The following is a 23824-nucleotide window of genomic DNA, read 5'->3' on the forward strand; positions in this document are numbered from 1 at the left end:
ATCTTCCATGAATGACCATGTTGCTGACCAAAGCCAGTACAGCGCGAAAAACATCAAGATACTCAAAGGGCTCGACGCCGTGCGCAAGCGGCCCGCCATGTACATCGGGAGCACGGGCTCGCCGGGGCTGCACCACCTCGTGTACGAGGTGGTGGACAACTCCATCGACGAGGCGCTCGCGGGGTTCTGCACGAACATCGATGTGACCGTGCACAAGGACAACTCGGTGTCGGTGACCGACAACGGCCGCGGCATCCCGGTCGACTGGCACGAGGAGGAAAAGATGTCGGCGCTCCAGCTCGTGCTCACCACGCTGCATTCGGGCGGCAAGTTCGACAACACCTCCTACAAGATCTCGGGCGGGCTCCACGGCGTGGGCGTCTCCTGCGTCAACGCGCTGTCGGTGTGGCTCGAGGCCGAGGTGTACCACGGCGGCAAGGTCCATTTCATGAAGTTCAACCACGGCGTGCCCGAGGAGGATGTCAAGGTGACCGGCACGACCGATAGAACCGGCACCACAATCCGCTTCAAGCCCGATGCCGCCGTGTTCGAGACCACCGAATACAGCTTCGACATCCTTTCCAAGCGCCTGCGCGAGCTGGCGTTCCTCAACAAGGGGATCACCATCACCATTGCCGACGAGCGCACCGAGGACAAGAAACACACGTTCTGCTACCCGGGCGGCCTCGTGTCGTTCATCAAGTACCTCGACGAAAACAAGGTCGCACTCCACGATGAGCCCATTTACTTCCACGAGGAGCGCGACAGCACCGACATCGAGGTCGTGATGCAGTACAACGACTCGTACGTCGAGAACATTTTCTCTTTTGCAAACAATATCAATACGGTGGACGGCGGCACGCACCTGGCGGGTTTCAAGCGGGGGCTCACGCGCGCCGTCAACAACTACATCACGAGTTACAACCTGCTCAAGGGAAACAACCAGCTCGAGATCAAGGGCGAGGACCTGCGCGAGGGCCTCACCGCCATCATCAGCGTCAAGCTTCCCAATCCCCAGTTCGAGGGCCAGACCAAGGGCAAGCTGGGCAATTCGGAGGTCGCCGCCACGGTGGAGGCGGCCGTGGTGGAGGTGCTTGGCGCGTACCTTGAGGAAAACCCGCCCGTTGCCCGGAAAATCATTGAGAAATGCATCAACTCTGCCATTGCCCGCGAGGCGGCACGCAAGGCGCGCCAGCTCGCACGGCGCAAGACGCTCATGGACGGCGGCGGCCTTCCCGGCAAGCTCGCCGACTGCCAGGAACGCGACCCGGAAAAATGCGAGCTGTTCCTCGTCGAGGGCGACAGCGCCGGCGGCAGCGCGAAAATGGGCCGCGACCGCACGTTCCAGGCGATTCTGCCGCTCAAGGGAAAAATCCTGAATGTGGAAAAAGCGCGCATCGACAAGATCCTCGAGCACGAGACCATCCAGGACATGGTTCAGGCGCTCGGCACCGGGTTCGGCGCGTCCGAGGACGAGGACGGGTTCGCGGGCGACAAGGTGCGCTATCACAAGATCATCATCATGACCGACGCCGACGTCGACGGCTCGCACATCCGCACGCTCCTGCTCACCTTCCTGTTCCGGCATATGACGATGCTGATCGAAAAGGGCTTTGTTTACATAGCGCAGCCGCCGCTGTACCGGGTAAAAGCGGGCAAGGACGAAAAGTACCTTTTCACCGACGATGAAAAAGACAGGATCGTTGAGGAATGGAAGGAAAAGAAAAACCTCACGGTGCAGCGATACAAGGGACTCGGCGAGATGAACCCTGACCAGCTCGCCGCCACCACCATGAACCCATCCACGCGCTCGCTCCTGCAGGTAAAACTCGAGGACGGCATCGAGGCCGACAAGGTATTCACCATGCTCATGGGCGAAGACGTTGAATCGCGCCGGAAGTTTATTGAAGAGAATTATTATAAAGTAAAGAATTTGGATATTTGATCTTCGATTTTCGCCTCACCCAAACTCCCCCGACCCCTCTTCCCCTCTCCACAAGTGGAGAGGGGAAGAGGGGTGCCCCGAACTTGACGAAGGGGTGAGGCGCGAACGATAAAATAAAATCAAACAAACACACTATGACCAAGCGCCTCAGCATACTCTTGACAAACGACGACGGCTACGACTCGGCAGGCCTCAAACAGATGTATTCCGCGCTGAACGCCGAGCACGACGTAGTGGTGGCGGCGCCGGAAACCGAGCAAAGCGGCATCGGCCACGCCTTCACCCTCGACCGGCCCCTGCATTACCGCGATCTGCCGGCAGAACTCGGGATGAAGGGGTATATCATCAACGGCACGCCGTCCGACTGCGTGAAGTTCGCGCTCAGCGTCCTGCTCAAGCATAAGCCCGATTTCGTGGTGTCGGGCATGAACATCGGCGAGAATTCCGGCATCTGCGCCTTTTATTCGGGCACGGTGGCGGCGGCGCGTGAGGGCGCGTTCTGGCGCGTGCCGAGCGCCGCCTTTTCCCTGTGCGCCAACGCGGGTAACTTCGTGGAGCCTTACTGCCAAAGGGCGCTCGCCATCTTCAGGGGCATCGCCGAAATCGGGCCGGCCGAGAACGGCAGATGCGTATTCTACAATGTCAATTTTCCCGGCTGCGCGCCCGGTAAATGCCGCGGCGTCAAGGTGACGCGCCAGAGCACCGCGTTCTTCGACGACCGCTACCGGCGCGTGGAGACCGCGGTGCAGCAACCCGGCTATGTGGTGTACGGCGACAAGAAGGACGTCGAGGAACTTGACACCTACGATTCGCGCGCGCTGATGAACAACTACATCACGGTTTCACCCCTGGGGTTCGACGCGACTGCCGAGTGGGCGCTGCCGCTGTTGGGCGGTTTGGAGGACCTATAATGTTTGATTTTAATCCTGAAAAAAGGGTTTACCGCCAAGATTATAAAGTTTTTCCAGGGTGTTTTAACTCAATCTGTTCTTGGTTCCTTTTGCGATCTTTGCGAAAAATCTTTTCAAATCAATACAAGAAAGTTCAGCCAATCCTGTCATAAGGAGACGGTTTCATGCCAGAAGACAACCAAGCCCAGCCCCAGCAGCAGCCCTTGAGCATATCCCCGGTGCTTATCGAAGACGAGATGCGCAAGTCGTATCTCGACTATTCCATGAGCATGATCACGGCGCGGGCGCTCCCGGACGTGCGCGACGGGCTCAAGCCGGTGCACCGCCGCGTGCTCATGGGGCTCGAGGACATCGGTCTCCAGCACAACAAGCCCACCAAGAAATGCGCCAACGTCGTCGGCCACGTCATGGCCAAATACCATCCGCACGGCGACATGGCCATCTACGACACGCTCGTACGCATGGCGCAGGACTTTTCCCTGCGTTATCCCATGGTGGAGGGCCAGGGAAACTTCGGCTCCATCGACGGCGATCCGCCCGCGGCCTACCGCTACACCGAGTGCCGCATGACCGCCCTTGCCGAGGACATGCTCGCCGACATTGACAAGGACACGGTTGATTTTGTGCCTAACTATGACGATTCGCTCAAGGAGCCGTCGGTCCTGCCCGCAAAGTTGCCCTTTCTCCTGCTCAACGGCAGTACCGGCATCGCCGTGGGCATGGCCACGAACATGGCGCCGCACAACATGAACGAGGTGGTCGACGGCATCGTGGCCTGCATCGACAACCCGGACCTTGGCGTGCTCGACCTCATCAACATCATCCCCGGACCTGATTTCCCCACGGGCGGCGTCATCTACGGCAAGAACGGCATCCTCGCCGCGTATAAGACTGGCAACGGCAGGCTCATCGTGCGCGCAAAGGCCGAGGTGGAGAAGGAGGGCGACCGCGAGCAGATCGTGGTGACCGAGATACCCTACATGGTGAACAAGTCCGCCCTGCTTGAGCGCATGGCAGAGCTCGTGCGCGAAAAGGCGCTCGACGGCGTCTCGTTTCTGCGCGACGAATCGGACCGCTCGGGCATGCGCATCGTGATCGGCGTTAAAAAGGAGAGCTTCGCCGACGTGGTGCTCAACCAGCTTTACAAGTTCACGAGCCTGCAGGACACCTTCGCCGTCAACAATCTCGCGCTTGTCAATAAGCAGCCGCGTCAGCTCCCGCTCAAGGACCTCATCATGCACTTCATCGACCACCGCCATGCCGTGGTCACGCGCCGCACGCAGTACGACCTTGCCCGGGCGCAGGAGCGCGCACACATCCTCGAGGGCCTCAAGATCGCCATCGACAACATCGACGAGATCGTCGCGCTCATCAAGGCGTCGCCGTCCACCGACGAGGCGCAGCACCAGCTCATGGAGCGCTTCAAGTTTTCCGAGGCGCAGGCGCACGCGATCCTCGAAATGAAGCTTGCCCGGCTCACCGGCCTGGAGCGGGGAAAAATCGAGAGCGAGCTCGCCGAGCTCGCCCGCCTCATCGCCGAATACAGTGCAATTCTCGCCAGCCGCGAGCGGCGCATGGCCATCATCAAGACCGAACTGCTCGACCTCAAGCAGCGGTTCGGGGACGCGCGACGGACGCAGATCGTGGATGCGTCCGACGAGGACATGGACATCGACATGGAGGACATGATTCCGGACGAGGACATGGTGGTCACCATGTCGCACGCCGGCTACATCAAGCGCTGTGCCGCCACCGCCTACCGCACCCAGGGCCGCGGCGGCAAGGGCGTGATCGGCATGGAGTCCAAGGACGACGATTTCGTGGAGACGCTGTTCGTTGCGTCGGCGCACACCCATATCCTGTTCTTCACGACAGCGGGCAGGTGCTACTGGCTCAAGGTGTACAAAATCCCGGAGGCTGGCAGGCAGTCGCGCGGGAAACCGATCGTCAACCTGCTCAGCCTGCGGCCGGAGGAAAAAATCGCGGCATTCGTACCTGTCAAGGAGTTCGACGAGTCGCATTTCATCATCACCGCGACGGAGCGCGGCGTGGTGAACAAACAGCCGCTTCTCTCCTATTCCAACGTCCGCAAGGACGGCATCAACGCCATGCACCTCGACGAGGGGGACCGCATGATCGAATGCAAACTGACCAACGGCAATAATGACGTCATCCTCGGCACCGCAAGCGGCCAGGCCGTGCGGTTCCACGAGAGCGCGGCGCGCGAGCTCGGCCGCAACACCCGCGGCGTGCGCGGGGTCAAGCTGGTCGGCGACGACCGCGTTGTGAGCATGGTGATCGTCGACGAATCGAACCAGCTGCTCACGGTAACGGAAAACGGCTTCGGCAAGCGCACGCCCGTGGCCGAATACCGCAAGACTAACCGCGGGGGCTCGGGCATCATCAACATCAAGACCTCGGAGCGCAACGGCTCGGTGGTGGCGCTCAAGCGGGTGAGCGACAAACACGACATCATGCTCATCACAAAGAACGGCATCATCATCCGCTGCGACGTGGGCAGGATATCGGTGATCGGCCGCAACACGCAGGGCGTGCGGCTCATCAACCTCGATGAGGGCGACAAGGTGGTTGATGTCGCGATCGTGGAAAAGCAGGCGGAGGCGGACAACGCGTCCCCGGCACAGGCAAACGGCATTCCCCAAGCACCTTTCAACGGAAACGCCGCAGCGCAAGCGGAACGCCATGGCACCGCCAACACGCCGGAGGCATGACGGCGCGGCATAGGGGTACCGCGGCAGGCTGGTCCTGATGAGGAGAATTAGGCTTGGGAGAGCTGCGGACATGCAATAAAAAAAGGCCGGCCTGTTCAGGTCGGCCTTTTTCCGTGAGCAAGAGCGTTATCGCGTGAGAATGATCAGGGTGGCTATGATGGATAAAATCGACGCGATCTTGAAAATAGAGTCCACGGTGTCCATAAAGGTCTTGAAATTGTTCTGGTATTCGATTTTCTGCGGCACCACAATCACGTCCCCGGGTGCAAGCGAAGCCTCCATGACATTCTCTTTTTTATTTGAGACGATCCTGCCGTTGGCCTTGAATATGTACACATTTTTCTGCGAGGCATTTTCCTTGAACCCGCCCGCCATTTCCACATAATACTTTGCTTTAACATTCACGTTGTCGAACCTGAAGGTCGCGGGATTGAACACCTCTCCGATGACCGAAACGGTGCCCATGAGCTTTGGTACGAATATACTGTCGCCGTCCTCAAGATTGAAATTCTCGTAATGGGCGGGAACAGTAAGGTCGATCACGATCCGCCCCGTGGATCCCTGCGACCGCAGTTTGGTCAGGAGCGCCATCTGCTGCTGCAGCAGCGCCTGCGCGTCGGCCGAGCTCTGCCCCTTTGAGGCAAGATCGGTCGAGAGCTTTACCACATCCTCTTCCAGCCGGTTCACGTACTCGTCATTTCGCTTCTGCTCCAGTTTCTGCACCGATGTCCTGGTCACCAGCGCCGCGGGAAGGTATGCTTCCGGTGTAAACCCTCCGGCCCGCTCGATGAGATGTCCCAGGGTTTCTTTTTCTAAAATCACATATTCACCGGGAAAAACGAATTCGCCCTTTAGCACGACCCGCCGTTCATCCTCCCAGCCTTTTTTGGTGCGGATGTAAACCCGGTCGAATTTTTTAAGCAAGATATTGTTCAGGGAATCGTCGTTCAGCGCGCAGGAAACGCAGAAGCTTATCTTTTCGGTGGACACGATTTCGCCGTTGTAGTTACGGCGGTAAATCTCGCCGTGCTGCGGACTTGCCTCTTCGGCAAGACCGCCGGCCTTGATGATGAGGTCGCGGACCTTCATGTTTTCAAGGAGCTTCTGCTGCCCGGGGTTGGTCACGGCGCCGTCGATGGTGACATTTCTCTCAGGCTCGAAATAATCGCGCGAGTAAATAACGACTTCGTCGCGCGGCTGCAGCGGAATGTTCTGGTCTGAAGCGTGGTCGTCCAGCGCCTTTTTAAGATTGAACGGGATGAGCCGGTTAAGGAACGAAGGCGGCTCCTGGCGCAGGACAAGGGCGTAGTCGAAGTAGGTCTCGGGCTGCAGAGCATGGAAATCGGGGATAATGTCGGACACCTTTATGCCAGGCTTGTATTCATATTTGCCCGGCCGCATGACGTTGCCTGAAAGATAAACGGCGTTCTTGTTTTTTTCGACAATGGGGAAAATTTTAATGACATCACCGTCCTGTACCTCGAAATCGGGAATAGATCCCGGGGTTTCCGACGTCAGATCGAGCACCACCTGAAACTGGTTGTCTTTGTAACGCTCGACCTGGATCCGGCTGACCCATCCGGTTGGTGAAACCCCTCCCGCCAGCTGGAGCGCTTCCTTGAGCGTGGTATTAGGTTTGATTTCATATAGCGCGCTTCGCCGCACGTTGCCCGCGATGGCGACCATCTTCTTCACAACCGGGACCATGATGACATCGCCCGATTTGAGCCGAAGCCGCGTGTTGTCGCTGCCCGACATGAGAAAATCATAGAAATCGACCGTAGCGATGGTGCTACCGTTCCGCTTGAGCTGGATGTTGCGCAGCGACCCGCGCCTTGTGGGACCTCCCGCCGCAAACAGCGCGTTTGTAACGTTTGACAGCCCACTTACGGTGTAATACCCCGGCGATTTCACCTCGCCGACGATGAACACACCGATAGATCGCAATTCACCCAGGGAAACCGTTGTCTGTACGCCTTCGATGTTCTGCACGCGGTCAAGGATGTTTTTCTGCAGCGCAGTGTAGGGCAGTCCCGCCACGGGCAGCGGTCCGATGCGCGGTATATTGATTTTTCCGTCCCTGTCGATTTTGAGCCGGTATTCCTCATTGATCCTCCCCCATAGCAGGACAATGACCTCGTCTCCGGTGCCTACGATGTAATCTGCAGGCGTTGCGCCGTAATCTGCGGGAACAAACGTTGTGGGTTTTGTGCCGGTAAAAATATCGAGTCCGAAAATCGTAAGGGTTTTGAGCAGTGAATCAGGATCGACAATCTTGTTCCGCAACATGTTCTCGTATATGGAAAAAATACCGGTCGAATCGATTTTCTTTCGGGCAGCTGTTGTGTCAAGTGAAAGCGTGGTATCCCGTTTAAGGGTGTCCTTGGGCTGGGCCTGCGTCGCCGCGACCCTCTTTTCCATTGTCTGCCTCAGGTTTTTTATTTCAACATCAGACAATCCTTTTTGTTTGAGGTATTGCATCAGGGCCAGGCTGTCTTTAAAATCAGCTTGGTATTGGGCAAAACATACCCCAAAAAGAAAGACAAAGATTAAGGTTGTCATTCTTGTCGTTGTTTTCATTCTCTTAAACCCTTACTTGAAATGGATGATATATCGTACATCACTATCAAGTGATTAATTATACCACTTTATCATAATTTACAATAAGAGACAATAAAAAAATAATTTATTTTCTCAATTTAATTGCGTTTAAATGATTGTCGGACCGGAAACTACTATTAGTTGTGCTTTTACAAGGCAAGAAAAACAAGAGGATCACAAATAAAGATGATTTTTATGGTGCTTTATCCCTCAAATAAATCTGCCACTTATCAATTAATTTCCCCCTCATAATTATACTTTGTAATATTCCCTATACCACGCCACAAATTTCTTTATTCCCTCATCAATGTTTGTCTTAGGAGAATATCCGAGTTTTGACAATTTTTGGATATCCGCCACCGTTGCCGGCACATCGCCGGCCTGCATCGGCCTGTATTCCATTTTTGCTTTTTTCCCAAGGTTCTTTTCAATCTCACCGATGAAATCCATGAGATTTTCAGCTTTGCTGTTTCCTATGTTGTAAATTTCATGCCGTACCGGATGCGAAAGCGCGAGTAAAACGCCCTCGACAATATCATCGATGTACGTGAAATTCCTTTTCATGTTTCCCTGATTAAAAACTTCAATCGGCCTGTTTTCAAGAATCGCCTTGGTAAAAAGAAACAGGGCCATGTCCGGCCTTCCCCACGGACCGTACACGGTGAAAAACCGAAGGCCCGAACAGTTGAGACCGTACAGGTGGCTGTAACAGTGTGCGGTGAGCTCGTTGGAACGTTTGGTGGCCGCGTAGAGGGAAATGGGACTGTCCACCCTGTCGCCCTCGGAAAACGGCAGTTTCGTGTTTCCGCCGTACACCGAAGAGGAGGAGGCATAAACGAAATTCTCAACCTGGTGATGACGCGCGATTTCTATGAGATTAAGAAACCCTTCGTTGTTCGATTTCTGATATGCAAACGGGTTTTCGATGGAGTACCGGACGCCCGCCTGCGCGGCGAGATGGCAGATTTTAGAAAACCTATATCGTGACGCGATGGATTTCAGTTCGTTATAATCGCAGATGTCCATCCGGTAAAAATGGAAGCCCCTGCAAGACTCAAGCTTTTTAAGACGAGCTTCCTTGAGCGATGGATCGTAATAAGCGTTCACATTGTCGACACCTGCGACTTCCTCACCCTGTCCGCACAGCCGCTTTACAACGTGGAACCCGATGAACCCGGCAGCTCCAGTGACAAGGATCATGCGTACTGCCTCCCCGTTTTCGGCCGCACCGTGCTGTCGGCGCCGTGGATGAGGGCGCCCCTGTCGAGCACCAGTTCACGGTAATGGTACTGCTGCTTGAGGTACACGTCATGCGTGGCCATGATGACCGTGGTGCCCCAACTGTTGATCTTCTGGAACAGAAGCATGATCTCCTTTGAAACGCCCACATCGAGGTTGCCCGTGGGCTCGTCGGCAAGCATGATCCATGGGTCATTGACAATGGCCCGCGCAATGCACACGCGCTGCTGTTCGCCGCCCGAAAGCTGCAGCGGAAAATACGCGCATTTGTGGGAAAGGCCGGTAAGGGCGAGCACCTCGAACACCTTCCGCTTCACCTGGCGCTCCCCGAGGCCCGTGACGCGCAGCGCGAAGGCGACGTTCTCGAACACGTTGCGGTCGGTAAGCAGGCGGAAGTCCTGGAACACGATGCCCAGCTTGCGCCGCAGATAGGGGATGTCCCGGCCTTGCATGTATTTCGAATCGTACCCGCCCACGAACACCTGGCCCTTGGTGGGGAGCTCCTCCATGTAGATATGCTTGAGGAGCGTGGTCTTGCCCGCGCCGCTGGCGCCGGTGAGGAACACAAATTCGCCCTTGTCAATAAAGAAAGACACGTCGGTGAGCGCCTCGAAGGCGCCGCCGTACGATTTCGTCACATGAGAAAACTGGATCATGCGCCGTCCTTTTTCCGCAGCAGAAAATGCACCCGCTCGGAGCAGGCGGTGTGCTTTTTAAACGAGAAATCGTCCCACATGCCCAGGATATCGAATAGCCGCGGGGGGACAAAGCCCTTTATGACGTTCACGGGAAACACCTTTTGCTCGTGGTGTTCCATGCTCTTGGTATACAGGCAATCGTCGCTATTGTCAAGCGACAGCGCAAGCGCTCCGGCACCATCGTCCCGCGGCGCGGCGCCTGAACCGTTGTTGCGGCTGAAAATCGTGAAGTCGTTATACTGCATGTTCTTGAACGGCTGATAATAGCTGTGCCTGAAATAAAAATGCTCGCCGAAATCGTCGGCGTCAACGTATTCGTTGAAATTGGCGGTCGAATTATACACCGTGGTCACGTCGAACAGAAAAAGGCCGTCCCGGTAGAGGTGCGCATAAACCTCCGAAAACAGCCGCTCATATTCCGCTTTGTCCAGCAAATAATTGATGCCGTCGTACAGGAAGAGAACGAGGTCGAAGCCGGCCCGACCCCTGAGCGGGAGCAGCCGGCCGTCGGCGCAGACCACGTTTTTGAGGCGGCGCCGCGCCTGGACGCACATCGGATGCGAAAGGTCGGAGGCGATGTAGTGAAACCCCGCAGCGCAGAGCCGCTCCCCCAGCATGCCCGTTCCCGCCCCGATTTCAAAAATCGACGGCCGCGCCGCCGCGCAATATCGATGGATGATTTCTTCGATAAGGGAGTGCCACCGGTGGTATCCGACATGCGCCATGAGCCGGTCGTAGAGCGGGGCAAGTGCGCGATAGTTCACGGACATTATAACCTTATGTCAACGTATATCTCGCGGCGCCATTTGCTGACAAGGTCGATGAGCTTCTTCTGCGCCAAGATTTCCCGCGTCTTGTCGGCGAGCAGTTCGTAGTCGTCTTCCAGGGTAAGCTGCCTGGTTTTCTTCCGGTCGTCGAGGCGGTAGAGCGTGATCTCATTACCGTCGCGCAGCGGCTCGCTGATGCCGCCGACCGGAAGGCTGTCGATCACCGCACGCAGCGCCTCGGAGAGGCTGAACAACGGAATCCATCCCATGCGCCCCTTGTGCGCCCGGGACTCGGCGTCGGTGGAAAGGAGCTTCACCGCGGCGGCAAAATCGTCACCGGTTTTCGCCGCGGCCCTCACCGAGTCGAGCCGCGCCATGATTTTAACGACGGCCGCCTCGGGCGGCGTCACGCGCACGAAAATCTGGCGCACGTGCACCATCTGGTCCTTCTTGGCAACCACCTGCACGATGTGGAACCCCAGCCGCGATTCGAACACGTCGCTGATCTGGCCCACGCCGAGCGAGAAGGCGGCCTCCTCGAATTTGAGCTCGCTGAGGGTGCCCTTGGCCACAAACCCGAGGTCGCCGCTGTCGGCCGCGGACGCGTCCTCCGAATACTGCTTGGCCAGCGCGCCGAAATCTTCGCCCTTGTCAAGACGCCGCTTGATGCCGCCGATCCGGACATAGGCGGCCTGACGCAGGGAATCGGCCGTGGTGAGCGTCACGGTGATCTTCGACAGCAGCACGCTCTCGCCGATGGCGGGAAGGCTGTCCTTGTAGTCGCGGTAGAAAGTCTGTACGTCGTTCTTGCTCGCGTTCACCTGTCCCACGTAGAGCTGCTGCACCTTCTGCTTTATCAACTGCTCCTGCACCTGGCTTCGTAGCTGCGCCTTGAACTTGTTAACGCCCATGCCGTATTTGTCCCTGAGCTCGTGCTCAAGCGCGTCCATGGTCATGGAGTTCTGCTGGAGGATCTGCGCGATATGGCCGCTCACCGCCTGGTCGACCTCGGTCTCCTTCACCACGATGTTCGAGTCCTTGGCCGCATGCACGATGAGCACCTTGCCGTCGATCAGGTCTCCCAGGTATTGCTTCCGCAGGCCCTTGATGCCCGCGGTGTCGGGCTTCTCTCCCGCGGCGGTCTGGCGGGCGACGATATAGGCGTCGAGCTCCGAAAGGAGGACCACCGAATCGCCCACGACCGCGGCGATGCCGTCGAGCCGCTCGAGCGCAAGGGAAGCCGCCGCCAACACCAATAAAAAAGAAAATGCCGTTCTTAGGTTCACGGCGTCACTCCTTGATTTCCTGGGTTGCTGTGTCGGAAAGCGTGTCCGCCGTTTTCGGCGCGGCAGCCTCGGCAGGGGCGTTTTGGTGCTGGTCGGCGATCACCTCGAGGTGCGTCTCCACGATCATTTTGGTGCGCAACGACGCGATGAGCTGCTCCACCGCGGCGTTTTGCATTTTTGCGGCGAGGATGTTGGTGATGTCGTCCCGCACCTCGTCAAGCTTGCAGAGCGCGCCCTTGGGCTGCTTGTCGAGCACCCGCACGATGCAGTAGCCGACGGCGATCTTGATGACGCCGGTGGTCCCGTTCACCGGCGTGGCGGCCACCTCCTGGGCAAGCTCGGGCGGGATCTCGTCGAGCTTGACATACGGTATATTCCTGTCGTCGGGCGGCGGCACTTTGGAATACTTCGCGGCGAGGGACATGAAATTGTCGGCCGTCACGAGGCCGCGGACCTTGCGCGCGGTTGCGGCGTCGTCGCACACGATCTGCAGGTATTTCGCCACGTTCTTTTCGCGCACGAACCGCGCCTTGTTCTCGCCGTAGTATTTTTCAATGAGGCTGTCGGGCACGCGGATGTCCTGCAGGGGGACGGCATTGCGGCTCGTGAGCTCGGCGCACAGCAGGTCTTCCTTCATGCGCCGCAGCCGCTCGCGGATGGTTTCCTCTTTGTCTATTTTGAGCCTGAGCGCCTCGTGGTACAGGATCTTGTTGTCGACCCACTGCTTCACGTAGTTGACGATCTGCTCGCGGGTGATGAAATCGCTGTAATCGGGCGGGATGCTCTTGTACAGTTCGTCAAGTGTCAGCACCGACGATCCGACGCGCGCGATCACCGGGCTCGCGGGCCTGCTTTTGCAGCCGGCGCCGGCAAGCGTGATGCAAAAAACCGCGGCAACGGTGCGGAACATAAGGCTCAATGGTTTCATAGGCGTGAAAAAAAATACATGATGGGGCTGGGCAAATCCATGCGCTTTATGCGAGCGGCGCAAGCACGTCCCGCGCCTCGAGCGCCTGCTCGCGCACGGTCCTTGCCGAAAGAGCGGTGCGCAGCTGCACCGGCTCGCCGTTGACGATCTCGAAACGGCGTTTCGATTTTGAAAAAACGCGGCCGATGGCGTCGCGCACCGCCGCGGCCTCGCCCTCGAAGAACATGCCCAAGATGCCGTCCTGGGCAATGCTCACCTTCGAACAGCCGGCAACGCGGCCGAGCACCTTGATCTTCATGAGCAATAAAAGCGACAGCACGCTTTCGGGCATGGGGCCGAACCGGTCGGCGATTGCCCGTTCGACTTCGTCAACGTCTGCGGCCGATTTCGAGGCCGACAGCTCCTGGTACACCGCGATGCGCGCGCCGCCGTCCTCGATGTAATCGGTGGGAATGTACGCCTCGAGCGGGATGTCGAGAACAAGCTCCTTTTCCTTTTCGGCGGGTTTGGCCTCGCCGCGCAGTTCCTTGACCGTCTCCTCGAGCAGCCTGCAATAGAGCTCGAATCCCACGGCCGCGATGAACCCGTGCTGCCGCACGCCCAGGATGTTTCCCGCGCCGCGTATCTCCAGGTCGCGCATGGCGATCTGGAACCCGGAGCCCAGGTCGGTGTACTGCTCGAGCACCCGCAGGCGCCGCAGCGAAATCTCACGCGCCTCCTTGAACGACGGCGCGAGGAAATACGCGAACGCCTGTTCCGAGCTGCGCCCCACGCGTCCGCGCAGCTGGTACAGCTGCGACAGCCCCATGGTGTCGGCGCGGTTCACGATGATGGTGTTGACATTCGGGATATCGAGCCCGTTCTCGATGATGACCGTGGACACGAGAACGTCGTAGCGCCCGGCGATGAATTCCTTCATGATGCGCTCGAGCTCGCGCTCGTGCATCTGCCCGTGCGCGCACACCACCCGCGCACGGGGCACCAGCGCCTCGATCCGGTCGCACACCCCGCCGAGCGTCTGTATGCGGTTGTGTACCGCGTACACCTGGCCGCCGCGCTCGATTTCGTTTTCGATCGCGGTCTTCACGATCTCGTCGTGGTATTCCATGACGTGCGTCTCGATGGGCAGGCGGTTGCGCGGCGGCGTGTTGATGATGGAAAGGTCGCGCGCGCCGATAAGCGACATGTGGAGCGTGCGCGGGATGGGCGTGGCGGTCATGGAAAGCACGTCCACCTTGTACCGGTACTGCTTGAGCCGCTCCTTGTGCCGCACGCCGAACCGCTGCTCCTCGTCCACCACGAGCAGGCCGAGGTTCTTGAATAAGAGGTCCTTGGACAGCAGCCGGTGCGTGCCGATGAGGACGTCCACGACGCCGTCCTTGACTTTCGCGACCACCTCGCGCTGCTCCTTGGCCGACAGAAACCGCGACAGCATGGCGATGCGCACCGGAAAATCCGCCATGCGCTCCCTGAACGTGGCGAAGTGCTGCGCCGCGAGGATGGTGGTGGGCGCGAGCACCGCGACCTGGTACCCGTCCATCACGGCTTTGAAGGCCGCCCGCATGGCCACCTCGGTCTTGCCGAAGCCAACGTCGCCGCACACGAGCCGGTCCATGGGCTTCTTGGACTCCATGTCGGCCTTTACTTCCGCGATTGCGCGCGCCTGGTCGGGCGTCTCCTCGTACACGAAGGCGTCCTCGAACTCCTTCTGCCACATGGTGTCTTTTGAAAACTGGATGCCCTCGTAGTACTGGCGTTTGGCATACAGCTCGATGAGCTCCTGCGCCATCTCCCGCAGCGATTCCTTGGTGCGCGCCTTGAGCCGCTCCCACGCTGCCGTTCCGAGCTTCGACAGGGCCGGGACAACCGACTCCTTCCCGATATATTTCTGCACCTTGTGGAAATCCTCAACCGGAACGCTGAGCCGGGCGTTTTCGTGATAGGCGATCACCATGCAGTCGCGGCCCGCGCCGCCCGCTACGATGTGCTCGATGCCCACGAACTTGCCGATGCCGTGGTCGATGTGCACCACGTAATCGCCGGGCGACAAGGCGTCGTATGAGGGAAGGGCGGCGCCCTGCCGCTCCTTTTTGTGCACGATCTGGCGCGTGGGCTGCCGGTTGAAAATCTGCAGGTCGGTGTAGTACAGCCGCCGGTTTGTTTTGTCGACAAAGCCGCGCGAAAGAAACCCGGTACATACCTTTACAAAAGGGCATTGCTGGCCGATCAACTCAAGGAGCCGCTCCGCGTATCCCTGGTTGCCGCACACGATCACGGTTTCGTCGCCCGCCGCGTTATGGGCGTTCAAATCGGCGATCAACGGCTCCATGGCTTGCGGAAACGCGGGCTGCTCGGCCATGGCGCAGGCATGTGTCCATGCGGCATCGCTGCCCTCGGCCGTGCCTACGAACACCCGCGCAAAAAGCCCGATGGCGTCCGTGATTTCCTGTTTGGCAATGAGCAATTTTTCCGGCGGCGACACATACGGCCGGAACGCGGCCGGCACGCGCTCAAGGTGGCGGGAGTAATTCTGCACGCATTCGTCAAACCGTCGCCCCGGCGGCAGAAGGTCGTCCCATACGAAAACGGCATCGCCCGGCAGATAATCGAAGAGCGTTGCCTCGGGCAGCGAGAACCAGTGGAAAAACCATTCGATGCCGTCGTGGTCCAAAAGTGTTTTCCACTGGTGAGAAAGCTTTGAAAACCCGCCCTCGTCGCCGTGCTTGTCAGTCGCGAATTTCCCGAGTGCCGCAAGACCCGTTTCGATCTGGCCGCCGGTGATGCAGTATTCCTTCATGGGAAAAATTTCCACCGATTGCCGCACCTGCGTGGTTTTCTGGGAAAATACGTCGAACTCGCGGATCGACTCGATCACGTCGCCGAAAAATTCCAGCCGCACCGGGCCGTCACTGATGAACGGATAGATGTCCACGATGCCGCCGCGCACGCAAAAGGTGCCCAAGTCGCTCACCACGGTCTCGCGCCTGAACCCGTTGTCGGTGAGCCACGCCGACAGCGTTGCAATCGATATCTCCCGTCCCGTGTCGAGCCTGATGATCCTGTTGAAAATCTCCCTGGGCGGCGGCACCTTCTGAAACAGCGCCGCGTGCGGCGCCACGTACACCGCCTTTTTGCCGTTTAACAAATCGGAGAGCACCCGGATCCTGCTCTCCACCACGGGCCCGAACGGCGATTTCATATTGTACGGAACTGCATCGCGCGACGGAAAAAGAGCTACGGAATCCTCGCCGAGCAACGACGCGCATTCGGAAGCGAGCACCTCGGTCCGCTTGCTGTTCTCCACGCACACGAGAACGGACTTGCCCGACATGGCAAACATGCTGGAAACGAGAAACGCGTCGCTCGAGCCCGCGCAGCCGGTGAACAGGGCCGACTCGGGCCTGCGGCCGAGCCATTCGGCGATGCCGGGGAAGGTGCCGCGGGAGAGGAGTTTGGAAAGGGGGTCTATGGGCATGGGTGATTCCGATTTAGCAAATTATACCAGGAAAATACCTAAAGGGATAGATACCTGTGTGGGAAACCCGGTAGTCAATAAGCAAAAATAATTCTTGGAAGATTGATGACGCGGTTGATAGAAGCGTTGAAGAGTTGCCACAAGAAAAGTGGCTATTTTCAAGCACCCTTCTCCTGCTTAAGGTTATAAAATGGCTTGAACTCGGGTTGCCTTGTCGCCGTATGCAAGCGGCGTTCTGAAAATTTACGTTGACGGCATGCTTGATGATTCAACCGCTTCCCTCGCTCCTTTGGAAACACAATTCGGATCTTCAGCGTCTTTGCAAATAGGATATTGTCCCGCTGGCAGCAGATTCATCGGCAAACTGGATGACATTCGAATCTACAACAGGGTCCTGTCGGACGCCGAAATAGCGGGTGTCCATTCGTTATCAAATTGATTAGAGAAATTTCCTAACTCCTTCGCTCCGCGGCTTTGTTGGCATAATGAAGAAAAACGGCCCCCGGATAAAGCGCGCCGCATGTGGTCCGGCGCGCCGGCGCGTTCTAAAATCCCGTCTTTTTTTTACAGGGAATTTGAGACATCTGAACTGGCTGGCAGAAGCAACATCAATCCGGGCACGCTTAATCCTTGATTCCAGCCGGGCTTAATGTTTACAGGTTTCAAGCAGGAAACTATGAAGAAAGAAATTTGACCTGTCCACACTATTGGCACAGTCGGAACCATTTTCTTCCAGAAAACACTTGAGGATTCTCACGGCAGCCTGTGATATCACGGCGGCAGCGTTCAATGATGTTTTTGATGTTTTTAACTTCCATGCGGCGTTACCGCTTTCAATGAATTTCTACTGAACTTGTATTTTTTCCAACTATGATCCGTGAAACTTTAGAAATCGTGGAACCTCGTCCCAACAGATCAAAATGCGGTATGCATGGAGAGATTGGAACCGGAATAAAAAATTTAGAAGAACGCTGTATTATTTGCGTTGTTGGTTTTTTATTAATTGTAAAACTCCAAGTTGGAGACCAACCAGACGTCATAATCAAAGTAGGATCCATAATTATTACATCGCACACATGCCAATAATAGGTATTTGGCGGAAGAACAACCGTGTCTTGAGTTTTCACCGTTGTCATGACAAAAAGTGAATTCGTGCTATCTAGAAGACCGATACAATTCGGGATTGTATCATAAAAAGATTGTGTTTTACCGAAAGAAAAGTTTGTGTCTAAAGAGATTTCAACCTGGTACATAATGATACCTATACGCGGCACCCAGACAAAATTCCATACAGCAGAATCCATTGTTATGCCATTTGCGGGGCTTATCAAATATGGACTAGGTAAGACGTTTTGCCCCAGGATTCGCATAGTGAACATCAATAGGATTATTGCCATAATTCTGTAATTTAGCCGTGCTTTAAAGCCCACAGCAAGCTCCTTATTTTGAGGTACTGATGGATCTGTCTCCCAAATATATGGCAAAAAGCAGAGAGAAGCAATTTTTTTTCACTGCTCCAACAGTCAATTTTTCAACATGCTGTTGTGTATGCCGTAGTATCTGTAGTGCCCTTTTAACTCCGTTATCAAATACTTTAGTTGCTGTTTTTTTCCGTTTGGGACTTCTACGATTGAACAGGATGGATCGAGAACCGGTTCAGCCATGGAGAAATATAAAATGGCTGAGGTCGCTTAAACATATATCTCGAAATAAAATGTTTTCTGGCGGGAAACATTTTCTTAGAGAGGCACTCAAATAGTCTGGATGTTGGCCTTTTGCAAGGGTATATATCGAGTGAAGGTGAGATCTATTGGGATAGCGCCAATATCACCACTCTTGGAAGGGATGCTCCTATGCGAACTTTTTTAGGTATTACCTTAGTATCTGGAAATAGCCTGATTGAGAATGATGTTTCCCATTTGTCTTAGAGAAAAAAATGTGTCATGCCCATTAGTTATGGTATTTAAAGTGTCCGGTTTCGAGTCCGGTATTAAAGCGTGTTTAAGTGTACTAAAGTGCGATTGATAAAAATTCTGAAAGTGAATTACCCCGCCCATAGGGCGGGGCTTCTGTAATAAAATGTCAAAACATGAAAATTGTTGGACGCCATTCATCCCCATTTACAGAACGGAGTATTCCGTCATTTTCTAATAAAAAAAATGCCCATTTTCCACTGATATTCGAAGGAAAACAGGCATTTTATTTTTGAGCTAGGCGGGATTCGAACCTGCGACTCTCGCCTTAAAAGGGCGATACTCTACCACTGAGTTACTAGCCCATTGCTGATGCCGGCGCAATTTAAAAGTGATATAAAATATATCTCCTGCAAGAATTTTTGCAATGATTGGAGCTTCCAAAATCATTTGAGATGGGCGTTCCCCTCCCCTTCGCCAGGGCTCAGGGTCGGGTCGGCCGTACCCCTTCGGGTGCTTCCAAGGGTCGTCGTCCTTCGGCTCGGGCTGCCCGGCGCGAGGCCGCTTCGCGGTGCGTCCGGGCAGCACCACGCTTTAGCGCGGCCTCCGGTCCTGCCTAACGGGGCGGCGCGCTTCCAGTTAGTCAATGAGCAGCTGCGGCGCCCATCCAGCACCGAAAATCAATCAGCAATACCAAATTCGCAAACAACCTTCTGCCGATACGACAGAGGGGGAGACTTTCCCCACCAGATAATTTTGATTATTGTTGTTATTTACAAGTACGCCTTCACCTGCATCGACAAAACGTGCAGTCCGGTCGAGTTATAATAATTCTTCCCTATCTCCCCATGGTACCTCAGATCAATCGTAAAATGCGAGGCGAAGTCTACGTGACCCGTCGCCTCGATGGTGTGGGTGGTGCCACTGGCAAAGCCCTGGGCGATGCGGGGGTCCATGATGTTATTAAGGCCGACGGACGAATAGGCGTATGAGACCTCGACCTGGCCCTTGTTGAACACCTGCCACTGCACGCCGGGAACGATCCGGTAATACCAGCCGCCATTGGCGGCCGAGTCCTGGAACGCCCAGCCGCCGGCCTCCTTGCAATACAGCGTAAGCGGGTGCAGGGGATTGAATTTTTCGGTGAGCATAGCGTGCCGGTCGCCGATGTCGTAGCCGCTTTCCTTGTAGGAATCTTTTCTCCACAGCTCCAGCGTGCCGCCCTCGATGCCGGCAAACCACGGTTCCTTTGTCCGGTCCAGCCCGAGGCCCCAGTCGATGCCCTGCTCGTAGTAGTCGGTTAATTTTTTAGAAAACGGCTCGGCATACAGCTTGCCGTGAAGACCCTTGAGGCTGTCGGGCGCCCATTCGACATTCTGGCGATACGACAGGTCCGAAACCTGCAGGGCCACCGAGTCCCCCAGCTGCTTGGCCGAGAACAGCGACATATACCCCGGCACCCACGACGCGGCAGGCAGGGGATTTGACATTGACAGATGCTCCTCGCAGGTGAGCGAGCCCATCCACGTCAGGTCGCGCAGGATGCCCTTCCCCGCTTTCTTGACAGGAGAGAACGACCAGTTAAGCAGGAGGCGCGTCTTGCGCGCCCTGCCCTGCTGGGTGCTGTCGTACACCTCGCGCTCCTGCAGGTAGTAATCGCCGTTCGCCTTGGGTATGTAGGTGTGGAGCGAATCGCTCCACACGGCGTCGCCGCGGCCGGGCTGCGCGTAGACCCCCACCTTCTGGTAGGAGGACGCCTTTTCGATGTTGACGCGGTATTCCTGGTGCGAGGTGAAGCCGCTTGACTTCGGCGACACGTCGCTCTGTGCGGTGACCAGCACGGTCGAGGTCTGCTGTGCGTTGAAAATGTCAAGATCAAGATAGTGGCTCGTGAGGTCCACCTTCCATGACTTGGTGACGGCCTTGGAAAGCGACTGGTCCCACGAGAAGCTCCGTCCGGTGTCCTGCGCGCTAAGCTCGCTGCCGGTTCCCTTCCGGTAAAGCTGGTACAGCACCGCTTCGCGCAGCAGCCACGGCGCCCAGGTCACGGTGGCGCCGGCGCCGAGCCGGCCGGAGTTGCCCGTGGCCTGGTCCATGCGCCATTCGTCGCCTGCCGAAAGCTGCCATGCGGTTCCGAACAGCGGGAACCGCGCGTCAACGTCGTCGCGCCTGGTGTTTTCGCCCCAGAGAAGATGGCGAAACAGGCTTCCCTGGTACTCGAGCGAATAATTCCTGAATGCCGTTGCCTGCGCCGCACCGCCGATCCGGTCCGTGTGGAGGATGTTGTCGTGCCGCAACTGGCCGTAGTTGAGCTCGGCCCACGTTCCGGGCAGGATTGTTCCACCCGCGCTGGCCTGCCAGTTCTGGCGCAGTCCCGTGCGCATGTCGCTGGTCGTGTCGTCCCAGGATTGGCGGCCCTCGTAGGTGCTCACCACCTCCCGGGTGAAGTTGGGCGTGATGTACTGTTGGCCTGCCGAAAGCCAGAGCGAGCGCTTGTCAAATGATTTTCTCCCCAGCAGCAGGCTGGCATTGGATGCGGCTCCTCTATTGTCGTTGTCGTCTTTCGACGAGGCAAGGTTTTTGTCCTGGTCTGTTCCCGCAATGTCAATATCCGCCGAGACCAACTTGTGCGGCGCGAGAGACACCTTTATCTCGCCGTTTGCCGTGCCCTGCGGAAGCGGGAGCTGCGTGGAATCGGTGGCCGTGCCCAGCCCGGGCCCTACGTATTTGTAAATAGCGCCCGGTATCTCGGGGTGCGCGTTCTTGGCCGCCGTGTCGACCGCATAGGCGCCGTTTCCCTGTCCCCGCTCCGAAAACCACACCGCGTAAAACCCGGCGTTCTGGCCCGGCTGCTTGGGATCGTACGGGGTGAACACGTAATGGCTGTCGCTGAGGGTGTACAGCGGCCGCACCTGACTTTCCTGCGCCACCTCCTCGGGAGCGATGAGGCGGCCGCTCGGGTGCTGCGGCGGGACGTCGCCCGCCTGCGCTATGAGCGCCATGTCGCTGGGGGAAATGGAATTGTCGAGGGGACGGTTCTTGTCGTCGCCCTCGTACCAGAACCCGCCGTCCACCTTCACCGACGAATCGGGCAGCGCCCCAGACACGTTCGCGCCCGCCAGCATGCGCTGGTAATCGAACAGCCGGTACTGGTATTCCACCCGGATGATGTCGTCGTCGCGGATGAGGGTCTTGGGGGTGAAGGTGATGGTGCCGAGATCGTAGTTCACCGTGAAATCGGCCTGGTCTCCCTCAGCGGTTTTCTGGCCGTTTACCGTGAGCGAAACCGTGCCGCGGATCGGCATGATGAAGCTCTGTTCGCCCTCGCCGGTGAGGTAATAGGGTCCCTGCAGCCCCGCCTTGCCCTTGATGGTCTGGATGGTGTACTTGCCGCCGCAGATGGCGCCGAACGCCTTGACGCTGTACCGGGACGAGGCAATGCCCGCGAATCCCGGTTTGCCGCCAGGCTCGCCGCCCATGTACGCTGCGGAGATGCCGGTGAGCTTTTTCTGGTCGCCGGTGAATATGCCCGTGAGCACTGGCCAGTAGGCGTACTGGTCTCCCACCACGACCGAATAGTGCGGGTTGTCAAGCGCGACATAGATCCGGTCGAAATCCGAGAGCTCGCGCGTTCCCTCGATGTTCGTGCCCTGGTCGGTGAGGTGTCCCGACAAAACGGTGTGCGGCGCCAATTCGCCCGACAGGCTCACGTCGAGCGCCTGCTCGAGGTTCATGCTGCCCGCGGTGCCCACGCTCACATTGACGCTCTTGTACCCGCTCAGCGTGACGTTCTGCTCCGCGAATTCCTCGGCCTTTGCCCTGAACAGCGAATCGCGCACGAGCACCACGGTGTCGTGGAGGCCGGCAAAGCGCTTTTCAAAAAGGGAATACAGCCGCGGCATGCCGAAATCGCGGGTGACGCACTGGACGCGGAGCGTTACGCCCTTCTGCACCGGCTCGGAAAACAGGAGGGAATTAGATTCGTCAATAAAGGTGAACGAGGGGACGTACAGCGATTCCGCCGGCGCACGGCCGGCGCTGTCCTTTACCGATGCGGATTTCAGCGTGACGCGGATCGTCGCCGTGTCGATGAAATATCGTCCCAGCGGATACGGCCCGGGGCCGCCGTTGCCGACAATGGTGGTGTCGAGGCCGGCGCATAACCCGGCCGACACCGCAAGGCAAAAAACCAATCCTGTCCTGAACGTAGCACTATTCCTTATTTGATTGGGCCGTCCTGACAACGGCGTTAAAAACGGTATCGCTAGAATTTGCGGCAACGGGCCTGGGGCCGGTGCATTCCCGATAGGGAGGCTTGATCTCACCGTTGTTCCATACCACCGTGATGTTGTCTGCGCACGGCGCAAAGAACTGCGGCCTGCTCGGACCATAGACGGCAACAATGGGAGTGCCGAGTGCCGCCGCCGCGTGCTGCGCAAAACTGTCGAGGCACAGCAGCACGCACGCCTGTTTCAGGAGCAACTCCAGTTCGCCGAATGTAGGGAAGACAATCCGGCACGGTGCCTTGAGCCGGGAAACAATGGCATCCGAAACCGGCGCGTCGTCCTTCCCGCAAATGATGCGCGTCTCGAGTTTCTCCTGCGCCATGAGCCGGTCGATCACCTGCGCGAATTTCTCGGCCGGCCATTGCTTTTCCGGATTGAACGTGCCGGGATGGACGAGCACCAGCCTGCGGCCCGCCGCAGGCCCCGGAACCGGAATAGTTTCTTTTGTCAATGCCGGCCAGAGCGGCTTGGCGCATGGTTCCGCGTCGCGGCCGGTGATGCAATGAACAAGGTGCGACCACCGCGCCGTGAGATGGCGGCAGTTTTCGGGCGTGGCATAGGCATTGGTGCACCACGGCCCGCCGCCGAAATCGCTGAACGATATCCGGCGGGGGATGTTGCAGGCGAGCAAAAAGGCAAGCCCGCGTATGTCGCCGACCAGATCGATCGCCATGTCGAAACGCTGGCCGCGTATCCGACGGACGCAGGCATATACGGCGCGCACCGATCGCACAAATGGCTGTTTGAAAAGCCAGGGAGGGGAAAACGGGACAAACCCGTGCACCCATCCGCTGGCGCACAAAAACTCGCACGCCGATTGACGGGTGATAAGGTGCACCTCACTGTTTGTAAACGCCGTGCGCAGCGCGGCAAGGGTATGGGAATATTGCAGCGTATCGCCCAAAAGATAGCCGTCCTGTATTAAAATTTTTTTAGGCGGGTTTTGCATTTTTTTTGACGGATAGAAAAGAAAATTGAGGACGCGGAGTGGAATCCATAAAATAAAGGAAATAATGAATGACAGGATGATAAAGGATCGCTTA

The 23824-nt window shown here is 57.2% G+C and carries 13 protein-coding genes and 1 tRNA gene; 3 read left to right on the forward strand and 11 right to left on the reverse strand.

The genetic code is table 11. The annotated features are described in order from the left end of the window. The first annotated feature begins 7 nt into the window (after window positions 1-7). The 3 genes from gyrB (at window position 8) to gyrA (ending at window position 5588) form a co-directional block, all read left to right on the forward strand. Entirely contained in the window at window positions 8-1945 is a 1938-nt protein-coding gene (gene gyrB, locus VLX68_03180) for a DNA topoisomerase (ATP-hydrolyzing) subunit B (GenBank protein HUI91230.1), read from the forward strand. 134 nt (window positions 1946-2079) lie between these two features. Beyond that, on the forward strand, window positions 2080-2856 hold the full coding sequence (gene surE / locus VLX68_03185) for a 5'/3'-nucleotidase SurE (GenBank protein HUI91231.1): 777 nt from the start codon (window positions 2080-2082) through the stop codon (window positions 2854-2856). Window positions 2857-3020: 164 nt separating this feature from the next. After that, a complete protein-coding gene (gene gyrA / locus VLX68_03190; protein HUI91232.1) occupies window positions 3021-5588 on the forward strand; it encodes a DNA gyrase subunit A in 2568 nt (855 codons plus the stop codon). 126 nt (window positions 5589-5714) lie between these two features. On the opposite strand, the gene VLX68_03195 is transcribed toward gyrA, so the two are convergent. The 11 genes from VLX68_03195 to VLX68_03245 all read right to left on the reverse strand — a co-directional run. Beyond that, a complete protein-coding gene (locus VLX68_03195) occupies window positions 5715-8150 on the reverse strand; it encodes an SLBB domain-containing protein (GenBank protein ID HUI91233.1) in 2436 nt (811 codons plus the stop codon). Window positions 8151-8441: 291 nt separating this feature from the next. Next, a complete protein-coding gene (locus VLX68_03200) occupies window positions 8442-9389 on the reverse strand; it encodes an NAD-dependent epimerase/dehydratase family protein (protein ID HUI91234.1) in 948 nt (315 codons plus the stop codon). Further along, window positions 9386-10084 (reverse strand): cell division ATP-binding protein FtsE, encoded by a 699-nt coding sequence (gene ftsE / locus VLX68_03205; protein HUI91235.1) that lies wholly within the window; start codon window positions 10082-10084, stop codon window positions 9386-9388. Before ftsE ends, VLX68_03200 begins: the two co-directional genes overlap by 4 nt. Then, window positions 10081-10890, reverse strand: a complete 810-nt coding sequence (locus VLX68_03210) for a class I SAM-dependent methyltransferase (GenBank protein HUI91236.1) — start codon at window positions 10888-10890, stop codon at window positions 10081-10083. Before VLX68_03210 ends, ftsE begins: the two co-directional genes overlap by 4 nt. 5 nt (window positions 10891-10895) lie before the next feature. After that, window positions 10896-12179, reverse strand: coding sequence for a peptidylprolyl isomerase (locus VLX68_03215; GenBank protein ID HUI91237.1), 1284 nt, complete (start codon window positions 12177-12179; stop codon window positions 10896-10898). A 4-nt stretch (window positions 12180-12183) separates the two neighbouring features. Beyond that, window positions 12184-13107 (reverse strand): peptidylprolyl isomerase, encoded by a 924-nt coding sequence (locus tag VLX68_03220; protein HUI91238.1) that lies wholly within the window; start codon window positions 13105-13107, stop codon window positions 12184-12186. A gap of 46 nt (window positions 13108-13153) precedes the next feature. After that, window positions 13154-16582, reverse strand: a complete 3429-nt coding sequence (gene mfd, locus VLX68_03225) for a transcription-repair coupling factor (protein ID HUI91239.1) — start codon at window positions 16580-16582, stop codon at window positions 13154-13156. 833 nt (window positions 16583-17415) lie between these two features. Beyond that, window positions 17416-18012 (reverse strand): hypothetical protein, encoded by a 597-nt coding sequence (locus VLX68_03230; GenBank protein ID HUI91240.1) that lies wholly within the window; start codon window positions 18010-18012, stop codon window positions 17416-17418. Window positions 18013-18788: 776 nt separating this feature from the next. Continuing rightward, window positions 18789-18860: transfer RNA gene (locus tag VLX68_03235), tRNA-Lys, on the reverse strand. 408 nt (window positions 18861-19268) lie between these two features. Then, a complete protein-coding gene (locus tag VLX68_03240; protein ID HUI91241.1) occupies window positions 19269-22688 on the reverse strand; it encodes a hypothetical protein in 3420 nt (1139 codons plus the stop codon). A 19-nt stretch (window positions 22689-22707) separates the two neighbouring features. Beyond that, window positions 22708-23824, reverse strand: a 1117-nt coding sequence (locus VLX68_03245) for a glycosyltransferase family 9 protein (protein ID HUI91242.1), incomplete at its 5' end; no start/stop codon positions are given.

Source organism: Chitinivibrionales bacterium, assembly GCA_035516255.1.
Taxonomy (GTDB): domain Bacteria; phylum Fibrobacterota; class Chitinivibrionia; order Chitinivibrionales; family FEN-1185; genus FEN-1185.